Annotated in this window: 13 protein-coding genes and 1 tRNA gene; 5 read left to right on the plus strand and 9 right to left on the minus strand. The window is 69.1% G+C overall.

Features of this window, described 5'->3' with window-relative positions; genetic code table 11:
* The first annotated feature begins 62 nt into the window (after positions 1-62).
* The 3 genes from hrpA (at position 63) to ACIRQH_RS06950 (ending at position 4,587) form a co-directional block, all read left to right on the plus strand.
* Complete coding sequence (gene hrpA, locus ACIRQH_RS06940; protein ID WP_404224599.1) at positions 63-4,040, plus strand: ATP-dependent RNA helicase HrpA; 3,978 nt, start codon at positions 63-65, stop codon at positions 4,038-4,040.
* Positions 4,041-4,135: 95 nt separating this feature from the next.
* Positions 4,136-4,210: transfer RNA gene (locus ACIRQH_RS06945), tRNA-Asp, on the plus strand.
* Positions 4,211-4,395: 185 nt separating this feature from the next.
* Positions 4,396-4,587, plus strand: coding sequence for a DUF6274 family protein (locus ACIRQH_RS06950; protein WP_404224601.1), 192 nt, complete (start codon positions 4,396-4,398; stop codon positions 4,585-4,587).
* A gap of 468 nt (positions 4,588-5,055) precedes the next feature.
* Here the strand turns inward: ACIRQH_RS06950 and bldC are convergent, their stop codons facing one another.
* Positions 5,056-5,262 carry a developmental transcriptional regulator BldC gene (bldC, locus tag ACIRQH_RS06955; RefSeq protein WP_003949541.1) on the minus strand — a complete coding sequence of 69 codons (207 nt, stop codon included), beginning with the start codon at positions 5,260-5,262 and terminating at the stop codon, positions 5,056-5,058.
* Positions 5,263-5,900: 638 nt separating this feature from the next.
* Positions 5,901-6,749 carry a hypothetical protein gene (locus ACIRQH_RS06960; protein WP_358817867.1) on the minus strand — a complete coding sequence of 283 codons (849 nt, stop codon included), beginning with the start codon at positions 6,747-6,749 and terminating at the stop codon, positions 5,901-5,903.
* A gap of 222 nt (positions 6,750-6,971) precedes the next feature.
* On the opposite strand from ACIRQH_RS06960, the gene ACIRQH_RS06965 reads away from it, so the two are divergent.
* Both ACIRQH_RS06965 and ACIRQH_RS06970 read left to right on the plus strand, forming a co-directional pair.
* The gene (locus ACIRQH_RS06965) at positions 6,972-8,066 is read left to right on the plus strand and encodes a Leu/Phe/Val dehydrogenase (RefSeq protein ID WP_388930015.1); all 1,095 of its coding nucleotides are present in this window, start codon (positions 6,972-6,974) and stop codon (positions 8,064-8,066) included.
* Positions 8,067-8,367: 301 nt separating this feature from the next.
* Positions 8,368-8,622, plus strand: a complete 255-nt coding sequence (locus ACIRQH_RS06970) for a DUF3073 domain-containing protein (protein WP_164369483.1) — start codon at positions 8,368-8,370, stop codon at positions 8,620-8,622.
* 156 nt (positions 8,623-8,778) lie between these two features.
* Here ACIRQH_RS06970 and purM read toward each other — a convergent pair whose 3' ends face one another.
* From purM to purS, 7 genes are all read right to left on the minus strand, one after another.
* A complete protein-coding gene (purM, locus tag ACIRQH_RS06975; RefSeq protein ID WP_358817869.1) occupies positions 8,779-9,879 on the minus strand; it encodes a phosphoribosylformylglycinamidine cyclo-ligase in 1,101 nt (366 codons plus the stop codon).
* Between the two features lie 43 nt (positions 9,880-9,922).
* Positions 9,923-11,449, minus strand: a complete 1,527-nt coding sequence (purF, locus tag ACIRQH_RS06980) for an amidophosphoribosyltransferase (RefSeq protein WP_358817870.1) — start codon at positions 11,447-11,449, stop codon at positions 9,923-9,925.
* Positions 11,450-11,510: 61 nt separating this feature from the next.
* On the minus strand, positions 11,511-12,299 hold the full coding sequence (locus ACIRQH_RS06985) for an META domain-containing protein (protein WP_404224604.1): 789 nt from the start codon (positions 12,297-12,299) through the stop codon (positions 11,511-11,513).
* Positions 12,300-12,569: 270 nt separating this feature from the next.
* Positions 12,570-13,367: a sterol carrier family protein gene (locus ACIRQH_RS06990; protein WP_388930018.1), complete on the minus strand. Its 798-nt coding sequence runs from the start codon at positions 13,365-13,367 to the stop codon at positions 12,570-12,572.
* Between the two features lie 310 nt (positions 13,368-13,677).
* Positions 13,678-15,936 carry a phosphoribosylformylglycinamidine synthase subunit PurL gene (purL, locus tag ACIRQH_RS06995; RefSeq protein WP_358817873.1) on the minus strand — a complete coding sequence of 753 codons (2,259 nt, stop codon included), beginning with the start codon at positions 15,934-15,936 and terminating at the stop codon, positions 13,678-13,680.
* On the minus strand, positions 15,933-16,613 hold the full coding sequence (purQ, locus tag ACIRQH_RS07000; RefSeq protein ID WP_358817874.1) for a phosphoribosylformylglycinamidine synthase subunit PurQ: 681 nt from the start codon (positions 16,611-16,613) through the stop codon (positions 15,933-15,935). The genes purL and purQ overlap by 4 nt, the downstream gene beginning before the upstream one ends.
* The gene (purS, locus tag ACIRQH_RS07005) at positions 16,610-16,873 is read right to left on the minus strand and encodes a phosphoribosylformylglycinamidine synthase subunit PurS (RefSeq protein WP_060898438.1); all 264 of its coding nucleotides are present in this window, start codon (positions 16,871-16,873) and stop codon (positions 16,610-16,612) included. Before purS ends, purQ begins: the two co-directional genes overlap by 4 nt.
* Positions 16,874-17,140 lie beyond the last annotated feature (267 nt).

Genomic DNA, 17,140 nt, shown 5'->3' on the forward strand with positions numbered 1-17,140 from the left:
GGGGGACCGACGCGCAAAAGCGTTCGCCAGTCATTTCGCCGAGGTGAGATCCTGGACCGCGTATGTCTACGCACCCTGCCCCCGCCCTCGGCGATCTCGCCCCCCGCCTGGCCGAACTGTCCCTGCGCGACGCGCAGCGGCTCGGTCGCAGGCTCGAAGGCGCGCGCAAGATCCGCAAGCCCGAGGCCCGCTCCGCCGTGATCGCCGAGATCGAGGCGGAGGTCACCAAGGGCGAGGCCCGCATGGCCGAACGCCGCGCCCGCGTGCCCGCCATCACCTATCCCGAGCAGCTCCCGGTCAGCCAGAAGAAGGACGTGATCGCGGACGCCATCCGTGACCACCAGGTCGTCATCGTGGCCGGCGAGACCGGATCCGGTAAGACCACGCAGATCCCGAAGATCTGCATGGAGCTGGGCCGGGGCGTGCGCGGCATGATCGGGCACACCCAGCCCCGTCGTATCGCCGCGCGGACCGTGGCCGAGCGCGTCGCCGACGAGCTGGACACACCGCTCGGCGAGGCCGTCGGCTGGAAGGTCCGCTTCACCGACCAGGTGAACCCGGACGCCACCTTCGTCAAGCTGATGACGGACGGCATCCTGCTCGCCGAGATCCAGACGGACCGCGAGCTGCGCGCCTACGACACGATCATCATCGACGAGGCCCACGAGCGGTCCCTCAACATCGACTTCCTGCTCGGCTACCTCGCCCAGCTGCTGCCCAGGCGCCCCGACCTGAAGGTCGTCATCACCTCCGCGACCATCGACCCGGAGCGCTTCTCCCGGCACTTCGGGGACGCCCCGATCGTCGAGGTGAGCGGCCGGACGTACCCCGTCGAGGTGCGCTACCGCCCGCTCCTGGAAGAGGACTCCGAGGACACCGACCGCGACCAGATCACCGCGATCTGCGACGCCGTCGAGGAGCTCCAGGCCGAGGGCAAGGGCGACATCCTCGTCTTCCTCTCCGGCGAGCGCGAGATCCGCGACACGGCGGACGCGCTGGAGAAGAGGAGCTACCGCTTCACCGAGGTGCTCCCCTTGTACGCACGGCTCTCGCACGCCGAGCAGCACCGCGTCTTCCAGCAGCACACGGGCCGCAGGATCGTTCTGGCGACCAACGTCGCCGAGACCTCGCTCACCGTCCCCGGCATCAAGTACGTCATCGACCCGGGCACCGCGCGCATCTCCCGCTACAGCCACCGCACGAAGGTGCAGCGGCTGCCCATCGAGCCGGTGTCGCAGGCGAGCGCCAACCAGCGCAAGGGCCGCTGCGGCCGTACGTCCGACGGCATCTGCGTCCGGCTGTACTCCGAGGACGACTTCCTGTCCCGGCCCGAGTTCACCGACGCCGAGATCCTCCGCACGAACCTCGCCTCCGTCATCCTCCAGATGACCGCGGCCGGCCTCGGCGACATCGAGAAGTTCCCCTTCCTCGACCCGCCGGACCACCGCAACATCCGCGACGGCGTCCAGCTCCTCCAGGAACTCAACGCGCTGGACCCGGCCGAGAAGGACGCCCGCAAGCGGCTCACCCCGACCGGCCGCAAGCTCGCCCAGCTGCCCGTCGACCCCCGCCTCGCCCGGATGGTCCTGGAAGCCGACAAGAACGGCTGTGCCCGCGAGGTCATGGTGATCGCCGCCGCGCTCTCCATCCAGGACCCGCGCGAGCGGCCCTCCGAGAAGCAGGCCCAGGCCGACCAGCAGCACGCCCGCTTCAAGGACGAGACGTCCGACTTCCTCGCCTTCCTCAACCTGTGGCGCTACCTGCGCGAGCAGCAGAAGGAGCGCGGGTCGTCCGCCTTCCGCCGGATGTGCAAGCAGGAGTACCTGAACTTCCTGCGCATCCGCGAGTGGCAGGACATCTACAGCCAGCTGCGGACCGTCGCCAAGCAGATGGGCATCCACCTGAACGAGGAGGACGCTCCCGAGCAGAGCGTCCACGTGTCGCTGCTCGCCGGTCTGCTCTCGCACGTCGGCATGAAGGACGTGAAGGAGACCGGCGGGGAGAGCGGACGCGCTTCGGGCAAGAACGAGTACCTCGGCGCGCGCAACGCCAAGTTCGCGATCTTCCCGGGCTCGGCGCTCTTCAAGAAGCCCCCGCGCTTCGTGATGTCCGCGGAACTCGTCGAGACCTCCCGGCTCTGGGCCCGCGTCAACGCCCGCGTCGAGCCGGAGTGGATCGAACCGCTGGCCGGCCATCTCCTCAAGCGGACGTACAGCGAGCCGCACTGGGAGAAGGACCAGGCCGCCGTGATGGCGTACGAGAAGGTCACGCTGTACGGCGTGCCGATCGTCGCGCAGCGGAAGGTGAACTACGGGCGGATCGACCCGGAGGTCAGCCGCGAGCTGTTCATCCGCAACGCGCTGGTCGAGGGCGACTGGCGCACGCACCACAAGTTCTTCGCCGACAACCGCAAGCTCCTCACCGAGGTCGAGGAGCTGGAGCACCGCGCGCGTCGCCGGGACATCCTGGTCGACGACGAGACCCTCTACGACTTCTACGAGCAGCGGGTGCCCGAACACGTCGTGTCCGGGGCGCACTTCGACTCCTGGTGGAAGCACAAGCGCCACGAGGAGCCCGAACTCCTCGACTTCGAGCGCTCGATGCTCATCAACGACCGCGCCGGCCAGGTCACGAAGGACGACTACCCGGACTCCTGGCGGCAGGGGCCCCTGAAGTTCCGCGTGACCTACCAGTTCGAGCCGGGGGCGGACGCGGACGGTGTGACCGTCCACGTTCCGCTCCAGGTCCTCAACCAGGTCACGGACGAGGGCTTCGACTGGCAGATCCCGGGGCTGCGCGAGGAAGTGGTCACGGAGCTGATCCGCTCCCTCCCGAAGCCGATCCGGCGGAACTACGTCCCGGCCCCCAACTTCGCGCAGAAGTTCCTGGAGCGGGCGGTGCCTCTCCAGGAGCCGCTGCCGCAGACCATGGCGCGCGAGCTCAAGCGGATGGTCGGGGTGCCGCTGACGGCGGACGACTTCGACTGGTCCCGGCTCCCCGAGCACCTGCGGATCACCTTCAGGATCGTCGACGAGCGGCGCCGCAAGCTCGCCGAGGACAAGGACCTGGAGGCCCTGAAGCTCCGGCTGAAGCCCAAGGCGCGCAAGGCCATCTCACAGGCCGCCGCGGCGACCGCGGAGCGCTCGGGCGGCGAGTCCCTGGAGCGCACGGGGCTGACGGACTGGACGATCGGCTCGCTCAGCCGTCTCTTCGAAACGCGCCGGGCGGGCCAGCCGGTGAAGGCGTACCCCGCGCTGGTCGACGACGGCCCCGCGGCGAACACCGTCTCCGTCCGGCTCTTCGACACGGAGGCCGAGCAGGCCGAGGCCATGTGGAAGGGAACCCGCCGGCTGATCCTGCGGAACATCCCGGTGAACCCGGGCAAGTTCGCCTCGGACAAGCTCACCAACGCCCAGAAGATCGCCCTGTCCGCGAACCCGCACGGCTCGGTCCAGGCGCTCTTCGACGACTGCGCCATGGCCGCGGCGGACAAGCTGATCGGTGACTTCGGCGGCCCGGCATGGGACGAGGAGTCGTACCGCAAGCTGTACGACAAGGTGCGCGCCGAGATCGTCGACACGACCGTGCGCACCGTCGGGCAGGTGGAGCAGGTGCTGGCCGCCTGGCAGGCCTGTGAGCGCCGCCTGAAGGGCGTCAGGAGCCCGACCCTGCTCGCGAACCTCACGGACGTGCGCAAGCAGTTGGACGCCCTCGTGAAGCCCGGCTTCGTCACGGCGACCGGGCTGCGGCGGCTGCCGGACCTGATGCGCTATCTGGTGGCCGCGGACCGCCGGCTGCAGCAGATGCCGACCGGCGTCCAGCGGGACACCGCCCGTATGGAGAAGGTCCATGAGATGCAGGACGAGTACGCCTGGCTCCTGGAGCAGTTGCCACAGGGCCGGCCGGTGCCCGCCGCGGTCCGGGACATCCGCTGGATGATCGAGGAGCTGCGGGTGAGCTACTTCGCCCACGCGCTCGGCACCGCATATCCCGTCTCCGACAAGCGGATCGTGAAGGCGATCGACGCGGCGGCGCCGTGACGGAGCCTGTACACGCGGTGAGTTCGCCCCTGGGCCCACCCTCCTGTACAGTCTCTTTTCGCAGCACAGCGCAAGAAGAAGTCGCTGCGAATCTTGGTCCTGTGGAGCAGCTTGGAGTGCTCGCCACCCTGTCAAGGTGGAGGCCGCGGGTTCAAATCCCGTCAGGACCGCAGTAGAGAAGGCCCGGAGCTTCGGCTCCGGGCCTTCTTGCTTTGCACCGCGCACCGCTTCGCGTGCGCCCGCCGACGGCCCAACGGCCGCCCCCACGGCGCGTTCCCGCTTCTTGACGGCGTCACATTCCAGCGGGTACCCCGGGAGTCGGGGCTCGCGCCCTGTCGGCCCCCTGGAGGTGCGTATGGCGCTGTCCGCCCGGCACGAGACCCGAGCTCTGCTCCGAGCCCATCTGGCGGCCGCCTCGGGCTATCGCCATCTGACGCGGCACTGCCCGGTCTGCCATCGGCTCCTGCGGCTGGCCATGGAACCCGCTCCGTACGACGAGCAGGACCCCGAGAACGCCCCGGAGGAGGAAGGCCCCTCCACCGCGTGACCGAAGACTCCGGCCAGGAGGCCCGCGCGGTGCGACCCTTGAGAGTGAGGTGCGTGCGTTCGGGCCCAACTCCCTTAGCGCAGAAGGCTTGCACGCGACAAGGACTCTGGCATGTGACGGGAGTCACCGCATAGGTTTTCAGAAGTGCGGAACTTACCCCCCTCCTACAACGAGTCAATTTAATATGTGCAATTGCACCTCTCGTCGAGGCTGTTCACAGCCGATCCGACAGCTGCCCCCAGACTCCGACAAGGCCGCTCACAGGCCGGTCGTGGAGGCACGCCGACCGCACAAAAAAGATCGCGCTGGACCCGGCGGAGTCCAGCGCGATCTACGACGCACCCTGTTCATATGGCGGAAAAGCTGGGGCGTGGGCTCTGTTGGGGCAGAACCCGCGTCGCTTGGAGCTGTGGTTCGGACGCCTCGGCGGATTGGGGGGTCCGTCGACTTGTCCGGTTATGCGGGGTCTCAGGCCTCACTGCGCTGCTGCGGGATACCCGCGAGCAGTGCGCGGACCTCAGCCTCGCGGTAGCGGCGGTGTCCGCCGAGCGTGCGGATGGACGTAAGCTTGCCGGCCTTCGCCCACCGCGTGACCGTCTTGGGGTCGACGCGGAACATCGTGGCGACCTCAGCCGGGGTCAGCAGCGGCTCGGCATCAGGGGTGCGAGCGGTCATGAGCGGCCTCCTCGGGAGAACCGAACCTTCTCGGTTCTTTCCTCTAAATTCTGCACCTTGACCCGCGTTGCCCGAAATGGCGGACGCGAGTCGAGTCGGTTATAGGACGAACGGCTTGTCCTCGGCACTACAACTACACCATCCGTCCAGCCGCGTCGGCCAAACCGATGGAATTGCCCTCCCAGGTGTTCATCAGCGACGGAAGCCGATGGACCATGCCATAGCGGACAGTCACGCCACTGTGACGATCAGTCACAGGACGATCAGGAGTCATCAGACCCCCCATAGCGTGCAATGCTGAGATTCCACCCATACGTGGGCGGACGGAGCCCTCCCCCGGACTCCTTGTCCTATTTTGGCACGAGGAGGGGCAAGCGATGCAAGAGCCAGGTAAGTGCCATCCATCACGCTTGACACCCGTTGACGCATAAGCCCGGATCGGGACCTACGTCCTGGAGTGAGGGTTCTTCAGCGTGTGAGGACCATACGCGAGTTCGACACGGTCCCTGTGAGAAGCAGATCACACCGGTCGGCAGGCCCAGGAACCCCTCCCGTCCCACGCGAACCCACCGGAACAGCCCTTTGGGCTGAATCATCCGGAAGTGTCCCGCATGACCCGATCGTGGATGCTCCTGCCGTCAGTTCGCCGAGCGCCGGTCCCTGACCGTCCGCCAGCGCTCCACCAGCCGCCCGTACGCCTCGCCGGCCGTTGCCCCGTCCCCGGTGCGCAGCGCCTCGATGCCCTCCGCGACGTCCGCGGCCGAGTGGTCGTCCTCCAGGTGCCCGGCCGGCAGCGCGTGCACGAGCCCTCCGTAGTCCAGCTCGACCAGGGAGCGCGGATGGAACTCCTCCAGCCAGCGCCCCACGTCCACCAGACCGTCGATCAGCGGTCCCTCGTCCAGGGCGTCCCGGAGCGTGCGCAGGGCCCGCGCCGTGCGCCGCCGGGCCTGCACCATCGGCGTCCGGTAGCGCAGCCGCGGCGCGGCACCTCCCGGGCCCGCCCCCTTCTCGTACTCCCGCTCCTCCTCGGAGACGAGCACGAACCAGTTCAGCGGCACCTGCCAGGTCGAGGTCCGGATCCACGGACGGGCGTCGGGGTTGCGGGCCAGCCAGCGCTCGTAGTCGAGGGCGGCCTGACGGCGCACCAACGGCGGCAGCACCGCGTCGAGGACCGATGCCGGGAGTTCCTCGCCGATCTCGTCCAGGGCCTGCCAGCCGCGCAGCCGGGTCCGCCAGGGGCAGACGCAGACCACGCCGTCGACCTCGGCCACGAACGCGTCGGCGCTCTCGTGCACCGGCACCGGGACCGGCGGAGTGGGCAGCAAGTCGGCCAGCGAACGGCGCAGTTCGTCCTGGTACGAGGGGCGCTCGGTGCGCCGGGCGTAGCGCGTCCAGTGATCGCGCTCCGCCTCCGGAAACGCAACGAGTGGCTCGTACACGCGCAGGTACGACGTGTACGGCACGATCACCGCGGACACCTTGGGCACGCCTGCTCCCTCCCCCGACGACCACCGGGAAAACCAGCGAGAACCACTCACAACCTGAAGAGAAATCTATGCAAATCGAACCATGGCCGTACCCCGTCGGTGGGTGATCCTGAACACTGCGCCGAAGGCGGGTCGGCGCAGGCCCTACTCTCATGCCCACGGAGCCCGCCATCCGCACGGGCCCCGCACCCAACCGCCGCTCATTACCTGGGAGTCACCACAGTGACCGACGTAACCGGCGCGCCTGCTGATGTACTGCACACCCTGTTCCACTCGGACCAGGGCGGTCATGAGCAAGTCGTGCTCTGCCAGGACCGCGCCAGCGGCCTGAAGGCCGTCATCGCCCTCCACTCCACCGCCCTGGGCCCGGCCCTCGGCGGCACGCGCTTCTACCCGTACGCGAGCGAGGCGGAGGCCATCGCCGACGCGCTCAACCTCGCCCGCGGCATGTCGTACAAGAACGCCATGGCCGGTCTCGACCACGGCGGCGGCAAGGCCGTGATCATCGGGGACCCCGAGCAGATCAAGACCGAGGAGCTGCTCCTCGCCTACGGCCGGTTCGTCGCCTCGCTCGGTGGCCGGTACGTCACGGCCTGCGACGTCGGCACCTATGTGGCCGACATGGACGTGGTGGCGCGCGAGTGCCGCTGGACGACCGGCCGCTCCCCGGAGAACGGCGGCGCGGGCGACTCGTCGGTGCTGACCGCCTTCGGTGTCTTCCAGGGCATGCGGGCCTCCGCCCAGCACCTGTGGGGCGACCCGACGCTGCGCGGCCGCAAGGTCGGCGTCGCGGGCGTCGGCAAGGTGGGCCACCACCTGGTCGACCACCTGCGGGCGGACGGCGCCGAGGTCGTGATCACGGACGTGCGCGCGGACTCCGTGCGGCGGATCCTGGACCAGCACCCCACCGGTGTCACGGCCGTCGCCGACACCGAGGCGCTGATCCGCGTCGAGGGCCTCGACATCTACGCGCCGTGCGCGCTGGGCGGGGCGCTCGACGACACGACCGTGCCGGCGCTCACCGCGCGCGTGGTGTGCGGGGCGGCCAACAACCAGCTGGCGCACCCGGGTGTGGAGAAGGACCTCGCGGACCGCGGGATCCTGTACGCCCCCGACTACGTGGTGAACGCGGGCGGTGTCATCCAGGTCGCCGACGAGCTGCACGGCTTCGACTTCGACCGGTGCAAGGCCAAGGCGGCGAAGATCTTCGACACGACGCTGGCCATATTCGCACGTGCGAAGGAGGACGGGATTCCGCCGGCCGCCGCGGCCGACCGGATCGCCGAACAGCGGATGGCGGAGGCACGCTCTCACTGACCCTTTCCGGGGCCATATGTGCTTGTCAGGGACCCGCCGACGGGTGTTGGGGAGACAACTCTCACGTCTGTCGGCGGGTCGGACGCCAAGAAGAGGTTAAAATCGCGGTTGACCAGCGAGGACAGGGCACCTTGTTGGTTCTGGGCAAGGGCGCGTGCTGCGGGCGACGTACCGTATGGGCGTGGGCTCAGGTACCGTGGAAGCCCTACGGACCGGTCTCTCCACGGAGAGTCCGTTCCCGATCATGAACGCGTGTCAAGACTCTGGGGCCGTCGAGCCTCGTATCCGAGGGGGTCGAGCCATGGGGCGCGGCCGGGCAAAGGCCAAGCAGACGAAGGTCGCCCGCCAGCTGAAGTACAGCAGCGGCGGGACTGACCTCTCGCGTCTGGCCAATGAGCTGGGCGCTTCGACTTCGAGCCAGCCGCCGAATGGCGAGCCGTTCGAGGACGACGACGAGGAAGACGACCCGTACGCACAGTACGCGGATCTCTACAACGACGACGACGAGGACGACGACGACCAGTCCGGTCCTCAGTCGCAACGTCGCGGCGCTTGACGCAACAGCGTCCCTCGCAGTTTCCGCGATCTTCTCAGCGGGTCTCCCAGAAGTGGTTTTCCGGAAGATCCCGCCTGGCGGATTTCTCGTAGTGACTGCACTTCACCCGGTCCGGGGCATCAGCGCCGGACCGGGTTTTGTGCTGCCCAGGGGGCTTCAGTTCGCGTAGTCGCCGATCAGCTCCGCGCCCGTCGCGTGGTCGCCGCGCTCGGTGATCTCACCGGCGATCCAGGCGTCCACTCCGCGGTCCGCGAGGGTGGCCAGGGCCACCTCGGCCGACTCCTCGGGGACGATCGCCATCATGCCGACGCCCATGTTCAGCGTCTTCTCCAGCTCCAGGCGCTCGACGTCGCCGGTCCGGCCGACCAGGTCGAAGACCGGGGCCGGGGTCCAGGTCTCGCGGTCGACGACGGCGTGCAGGCCGTCCGGGATCACCCGGGCCAGGTTGGCCGCGAGGCCGCCGCCCGTGATGTGGCTGAACGCGTGCACCTCGGCGGTCCGCGTCAGGGCCAGGCAGTCCAGCGAGTAGATCTTGGTGGGCTCCAGGAGCTCCTCGCCGAGCGTGCGGCCGAACTCCTCGATGTGCTGCTCCAGGCCGAGCTTCGCCCGGTCGAGGAGGACATGCCGGACGAGCGAGTACCCGTTCGAGTGAAGACCGGAGGCCGCCATGGCGATCACCGCGTCACCCGTTCGGATGCGGTCCGGGCCGAGCAGCTGGTCGGCCTCGACCACGCCCGTACCGGCGCCGGCGACGTCGAAGTCGTCCGGACCCAGCAGACCGGGGTGCTCGGCCGTCTCGCCGCCCACCAGGGCGCAGCCCGCGAGGACGCAGCCCTCGGCGATGCCCTTCACGATGGCCGCCACCCGCTCGGGGTGGACCTTGCCGACGCAGATGTAGTCGGTCATGAAGAGCGGCTCGGCGCCGCACACGACGATGTCGTCCATGACCATGGCGACCAGGTCGTGGCCGATGGTGTCGTACACGCCGAGCCGACGGGCCACGTCGACCTTGGTGCCCACACCGTCGGTGGCCGAGGCGAGCAGCGGGCGCTCGAACCGCTTGAGGGCGGAGGCGTCGAAGAGGCCGGCGAATCCGCCGAGGCCGCCGAGGACCTCGGGGCGCTGCGTCTTCTTCACCCACTCCTTCATGAGCTCCACGGCGCGGTCGCCGGCCTCGATGTCGACGCCGGCAGCCGCGTAGGAAGCACCGGAGGCACTGCCCGTCGCCGTAGGTGACTGATCAGACACAGAAGACATTGCCTGGGATCTTTCGGGTTGGTGAAACGGGGCTCTGCGGCACTTACGGGCGACGGATGGCGTCAGCCGCGGCCGTGGCTGCGGGACCCGCGGCCAGCTCGGTCTCCAGGAGCTGCTTACCGAGCAGCTCGGGGTCGGGAAGGTCCATCGGGTACTCACCGTCGAAGCACGCACGGCAGAGGTTCGGCTTGTCGATGGTCGTGGCCTCGATCATGCCGTCGATGGAGATGTACGAGAGCGAGTCGGCGCCCAGCGAGGTGCCGATCTCCTCGATGGTCATGCCGTTCGCGATCAGCTCGGCGCGGGTCGCGAAGTCGATGCCGAAGAAGCACGGCCACTTCACGGGCGGCGAGGAGATCCGGATGTGGATCTCGGCGGCGCCCGCCTCGCGGAGCATCCGGACGAGGGCGCGCTGGGTGTTGCCGCGCACGATCGAGTCGTCGACGACGACCAGACGCTTGCCCTTGATGACTTCCTTGAGCGGGTTCAGCTTCAGCCGGATGCCCAGCTGGCGGATGGTCTGCGAGGGCTGGATGAAGGTCCGGCCGACGTAAGCGTTCTTCACCAGGCCGGCGCCGAACGGGATGCCGGAGGCCTCCGCGTAGCCGATCGCGGCGGGCGTCCCGGACTCCGGGGTCGCTATCACCAGGTCGGCGTCGACCGGGGCTTCCTTGGCGAGTTTGCGGCCCATCTCGACGCGCGAGAGGTACACGTTCCGACCGGCGATGTCCGTGTCGGGGCGGGCCAGGTAGACGTACTCGAAGACGCAGCCCTTGGGCTTCGCTTCCGCGAATCGAGAGGTCCGCAGACCGTTCTCGTCGATGGCGACGAACTCACCCGGCTCGATCTCGCGCACATAGCTGGCGCCGCAGATGTCCAGGGCGGCGGACTCGGAGGCCACCACCCAGCCGCGCTCCAGGCGACCGAGGACCAGCGGGCGGATGCCCTGCGGGTCGCGGGCGGCGTAGAGCGTGTGCTCGTTCATGAAGACGAGGCTGAAGGCCCCCTTGACCTGCGGGAGGACCTTCACGGAGGCCTCCTCGACGGTCAGCGGCTTGCCGTCGTCGTCGACCTGGGCCGCGAGGAGCGCGGTGAGCAGGTCGGTGTCGTTGGTGGCCGCCACACGGGTGGTGCGGCCCTCCTGCCGGGGCAGGTCGGCGACCATCTCGGCGAGCTGCGCCGTGTTGACCAGGTTGCCGTTGTGCCCGAGTGCGATGGAACCGTGCGCGGTGGCACGGAACGTCGGCTGGGCGTTCTCCCACACGGAGGCACCGGTGGTCGAGTAGCGGGCGTGACCGACCGCGATGTGACCTTGGAGCGAACCGAGCGAGGTCTCGTCGAAGACCTGGGACACGAGGCCCATGTCCTTGAAGACGAGGATCTGGGAGCCGTTACTGACCGCGATTCCCGCGGATTCCTGACCCCGATGCTGGAGGGCGTAGAGCCCGAAGTAAGTGAGCTTGGCGACCTCTTCGCCCGGAGCCCAGACACCGAAGACGCCGCAAGCGTCCTGGGGGCCTTTCTCACCGGGGAGCAGATCATGATTGAGTCGACCGTCACCACGTGGCACGGCACCGAGTGTAGGCGAGATCGACCACTGGTCCGAATTGGGGATACGGGCCCCCAACCGATCACTCAGCGGCAGCCGCTTGGACGATTGTGCCGTTTTCGCTGGTCAGCGTGATGCCACGATGATCCACCGCGTACGAGGTGCGGCCGTCGAAGAGCTCCAGCAGGGTCTTCTCCGTCCTCATGAGTGAGCGGTCGCACATCATGCGGGTGGTCCTGGCCGGCCCGAGGGTGATATGTCCGTCGCTCACGGTGGCCCGGGCGGACGCGTGGTTGCAGCCGAGGCGGCCGTCGAGGGTGCCGTCCTCGCCGAGCACGAAGTACGCGTCGGTCCCCTCGGGGAGTGATCGGGAGGTGTTCCTGTCACCGAGTGCCGTGACCGTCCACTTCGTCCCGCGCAGGGGTGCGTCCTTCTCCTCGGTGAGGCTGACCCGGTCGCCGCTGTCGGCGGTGAGGGTCAGCCGGTCGCCGGTGGTCTTCGCGGTGAACGCGTCCTGGCCGGCGATCGAGCGGCTCAGGTCCCGCTCGAAGTCCGTCGGGCCCTTCGCGCAGCCCATCCCGGTGGTCCGGAGCGCGCCGAACGCGACCCGGTCGCCCTTGACGGTGGCCTTCGAGCCGAATCCGTTGCAGCCGAGGTTGCCGCTGACGCGGCCGTCCTCGCCGATCTTCAGATACGCGCCGGCCGGTGCCTTCGCGGTCTTTCCGTCCACGGTGAGGCTGTCGACCGTCCAGTGGACTCCGGTCACCGGCGATCCCGTTCCGACGGAACCGCTTCCCGCCGTCTGGGTACCGCACGCCACGGCGAGGGGAAGCAGGGTCAGGACACTGAGGGTCATTCGCTGCTTGTCCATGCCGATGGGACGGGAGGGGTGGGGGATCCGGTTCCCTTCCCGGGGCGAGGGCGCCCGATCGAGGGGCGGGCGCGGGCGGGGGCAAGGACCGGGATACGCGCGATGCGGCACGTCAGGGGACGGTGGACATCGGGTGGTTCGGGCCGTGCGGGGACGGCGGCCCGCGGGCGTCGGGCGGTTCGGGCCGTGCGGACGACAGCGGCCCGCCGGCATCGGGCGGTTCGGCCGTCGCCGCGCGGATATCCTGCCGGCCAGGACCGGCAGGGAGGCTCAGCCCATGAGGGGCAGCAGGCCGGCGAGGTCGGCGCGTTCGCCGCTGGCGCTGACCTTCGCCTCGTCGAGCGCAGCCTTCCACTCCGTACGTCCCGTCGCGAGCCGGATCCAGGTCAGCGGATCCGTCTCCACGACGTTCGGCGGGGTACCCCGGGTGTGCCGGGGTCCCTCGACGCACTGCACGACGGCGTACGGCGGGATCCGCACCTCCGTCGACGCGCCGGGCGCCTTCACGGCGAGCGCGTCGGCGAGCAGCCGGGTGCAGGCGGCGAGTGCCTGGCGGTCGTACGGGATGTCGAGGCCGGGGACCGCGCGGTTCAGGTCGTCGGTGTGCACGACGAGTTCGACGGTCCGGGTCACGAGGTAGTCGGCGAGGGTCATCGCACCGGTGCGCGCGGCGAGCAGCCGGCCGTCCGGGGCCGAGGCCAGGCGCTCGGTGATCCTCTCCTCGGTGCGGGCGAACAGCGCGTCGAGATCCGCGTTCCGCCCGGCGAGTTCACGGGTGTCGTCGGCGATGTCGGCGGCCCGGGCGGCCGTGGCGAACGGCCAGTCGAGCAGGGACAGTTCCCTGGCGGTGGGCTCGGGCCGGTCGAGATTGCGGCTCACGCTCTCCAGGGCCGTCGTGACATGCGCGGCGAGGTCCCGTACGGTCCAGCCGCCGAGGTGCGTGGGCCGCGCCGACTGCTCCTCGCTCAGGGTGTGCACGCCCTCCCGTACGTTCCCGAACTGGGCGAGTACCGCCGCGCGGATCTTGGCGGAGTCGTAGGCACGGGCGCGCTTCTTGGCGGGGGGCATGATCCTCACCCTAGGACCGGGGGACGCCCGGACGGGGGGCGGCGGACGTTTTTTCGGCTGCCTCCATCCGGCGGCCTCCATCCGGACCGCGTATCCGCGACGTCGTCCTCCGGGGAGCGGCCGCCGTCATGGCGGTCGCGGTGGTGCCGGCGCCGCGCCTGCCCGGGTCGGCGGCCCGGACCGGCAGTGGTTCCCTGCCGGAGCGGGCGCGGGAGGAGCGGCTTGTCGCGGACGGAGTCCCACCCCACCGGCCAGGATGCGAGAAGGCCCCGCCCGGAGACCGGACGGGGCCTTCTCGCATGTCACCGGGTCACGCCAGCAGCGCCGGGATCGTCTCCTCGTGAGCGGTGCGCAGCTCGGCCAGGGAGAGCGCGAACTCGCCCTGGACGTCGACCGCGTCGCCGTCGACGACACCGATGCGGGCGACGGGCAGACCCCGCGCACCGCACATGTCGTTGAAGCGCAGCTCCTCCGAACGCGGGACGGCGACGACCGCGCGGCCCGCAGACTCCGAGAAGAGGAACGTGAACGCGTCGAGACCGTCGGGGACGATCAGCCGCGCGCCCTTGCCGCCCTGCAGCGCCGACTCGACCACGGCCTGGATGAGGCCGCCGTCGGACAGGTCGTGCGCGGAGTCGATCATTCCGTCGCGCGAGGCCGAGATGAGGATCTCGGCGAGCAGCCGCTCGCGCTCCAGGTCGACCTGCGGGGGCAGACCGCCCAGGTGGTCGTGGACGACCTGCGACCAGGCCGAGCCGCCGAACTCCTCACGGGTGTCACCGAGCAGGTAGAGGAGCTGGCCCTCTTCCTGGAAGGCGACCGGCGTGCGGCGGGCGACGTCGTCGATGACGCCCAGCACGGCCACGACGGGTGTCGGGTGGATGGCGACCTCGCCGGTCTGGTTGTACAGCGAGACGTTGCCACCGGTCACCGGGGTGCCCAACTGCTGGCAGCCGTCCGCCAGTCCACGGATCGCCTCGGCGAACTGCCACATGACCGCCGGGTCCTCCGGCGAGCCGAAGTTCAGGCAGTCGGAGACGGCGAGCGGCTTGGCGCCGGTGGTCGCGACGTTCCGGTACGCCTCGGCGAGGGCCAGCTGCGCACCGGTGTACGGGTCGAGCTTGGCGTAGCGGCCGTTGCCGTCGGTCGCGATGGCGACGCCGAGCCCGGTCTCCTCGTCGATGCGGATCATGCCCGAGTCCTCGGGCTGGGCCAGCACCGTGTTGCCCTGTACGAAGTGGTCGTACTGGGAGGTGATCCAGGACTTGGAGGCCTGGTTCGGGGAGGAGACGAGCCGGAGGACCTGGTCCTTCAGCTCGGCGCTCGTCGCCGGGCGGGGCAGCTTGTTGGCGTCGTCGGCCTGGAGCGCGTCCTGCCACGAGGGGCGGGCGTAGGGGCGCTCGTAGACCGGGCCGTCGTGCGCGACCGTGCGCGGGTCGACGTCGACGATCTTGCCGCCGTGCCAGAAGATCTCCAGCCGGTCGCCATCGGTGACCTCACCGATGACGGTGGCGATGACGTCCCACTTGTCGCAGATCTCGAGGAAGCGGTCGACCTTCTCCGGCTCGACGACCGCGCACATGCGCTCCTGCGACTCGCTCATGAGGATCTCCTCGGGCGAGAGCGTGGAGTCGCGCAGCGGTACGTCGTCCAGGGTGACGAGCATGCCGCCGGAACCGTTGGACGCCAACTCGCTGGTGGCGCAGGACAGTCCGGCCGCGCCGAGGTCCTGGATGCCGACGACCAGCTTCTCGGCGAAGGCCTCCAGGGTGCACTCGATGAGGAGCTTCTCCTGGAAGGGGTCGCCGACCTGGACCGCGGGACGCTTCGACGGCTTGGCGTCGTCGAAGGTCTCCGAGGCGAGGATCGACGCGCCGCCGATGCCGTCGCCGCCCGTGCGGGCCCCGTACAGGATGACCTTGTTGCCGGTGCCGGACGCCTTCGCGAGGTGGATGTCCTCGTGCCGCATGACGCCGATGGCACCGGCGTTGACCAGCGGGTTGCCCTGGTAGCAGGCGTCGAAGACGACCTCGCCGCCGATGTTGGGCAGGCCCAGGCAGTTGCCGTAGCCGCCGATGCCCGCGACGACGCCCGGCAGGACGCGCTTGGTGTCGGGGTGGTCGGCCGCGCCGAAGCGCAGCGGGTCGACGACGGCGACCGGGCGGGCGCCCATCGCGATGATGTCGCGCACGATGCCGCCGACGCCGGTGGCCGCGCCCTGGTAGGGCTCGACGTACGACGGGTGGTTGTGCGACTCGACCTTGAAGGTCACCGCGTAGCCCTGGCCGACGTCGACGACGCCGGCGTTCTCGCCGATGCCGACGAGCAGCGCGTCGGACTGCGGAGCCTTCTCGCCGAACTGGCGGAGGTGGACCTTCGACGACTTGTAGGAGCAGTGCTCGGACCACATGACGGAGTACATGGCGAGCTCGGCACCGGTGGGCCGGCGTCCGAGGATCTCGACGACCCGCTCGTACTCGTCCTTCTTCAGGCCCAGTTCGGCCCAGGGAAGCTCGACGTCGGGGGTCGCGGCCGCGTTCTCGACCGTGTCCAGAGGCGTGCGGCTCATGCGGTGACCAGCTTCTTGAGGATCGAGGTGAAGAAGGGGAGGCCGTCGGTGCGGCCGGAGCCGACGAGGGGCTCGACGGCGTGCTCCGGGTGCGGCATCAGACCGACGACGTTGCCCGCCTCGTTCGTGATGCCGGCGATGTCGCGCAGCGAGCCGTTCGGGTTGACGTCCACGTAGCGGAACACGACCCGGCCTTCGGCCTCCAGCATGTCGAGCGTGCGCCCGTCGGCGACGTACCGCCCGTCCATGTTCTTCAGCGGGATGTGGATCTCCTGGCCGGACACGTAGTCGGCCGTCCAGGCGGTCTCCGCGTTCTCCACCCGCAGCTTCTGGTCACGGCAGATGAAGTGGAGGTGGTTGTTGCCGAGCATCGCGCCGGGAAGAAGGTGCGCCTCGGTGAGGACCTGGAAGCCGTTGCAGATGCCGAGAACCGGCATTCCGGACTTCGCCTGCTCGATGACGGTCTCCATCACCGGCGAGAAGCGCGAGATGGCGCCGGCCCGCAGATAGTCGCCGTACGAGAAACCGCCGGGCAGCACCACGGCGTCGACCTGCTTGAGGTCCTTGTCCTTGTGCCAGAGAGCGACGGGTTCGGCACCCGCGAGCCGGATCGCGCGCTGCGTGTCGCGGTCGTCGAGGCTGCCCGGAAAGGTGACGACTCCAATACGAGCGGTCACTTTCCGGCCTCCGCGACTTCCTCGACCTTGACGGTGAAGTCTTCGATCACGGTGTTGGCGAGGAAGGATTCCGCAAGTTCGTGGATGCGGGCGAGCGCGGCGTCGTCCACCGGTCCGTCCACTTCCAGTTCGAATCGCTTTCCCTGACGTACGTCGGAGACACCGTCGAAACCGAGACGCGGCAGTGCACGCTGCACCGCCTGGCCCTGGGGGTCGAGGATCTCCGGCTTGAGCATGACGTCGACTACGACGCGTGCCACTGGCACTCCCGGTGTGTGGTGCTGAGCAGGTCCCTTCAGACTACCCGTACAAAATTTCTACTCGCGTAGATTCGTAGAATCCTACGTGACCCCGATCACGATCCCGCATCGACAAGGGGTCTCCCGCGGAAAATCCTGGGAAAAACGGCAGAAGAGCGACGGGAGCCCATTGCCTCCGGACACGCGGAAGGATTTAGTCGGGCTTCACAATGCAATGCCGGGCACTGTACAAAGGAATTGGCATTAGCCGATACTTTGCCCAATAAC

The organism is Streptomyces sp. NPDC102279 (assembly GCF_044766365.1).
GTDB lineage: Bacteria > Actinomycetota > Actinomycetes > Streptomycetales > Streptomycetaceae > Streptomyces.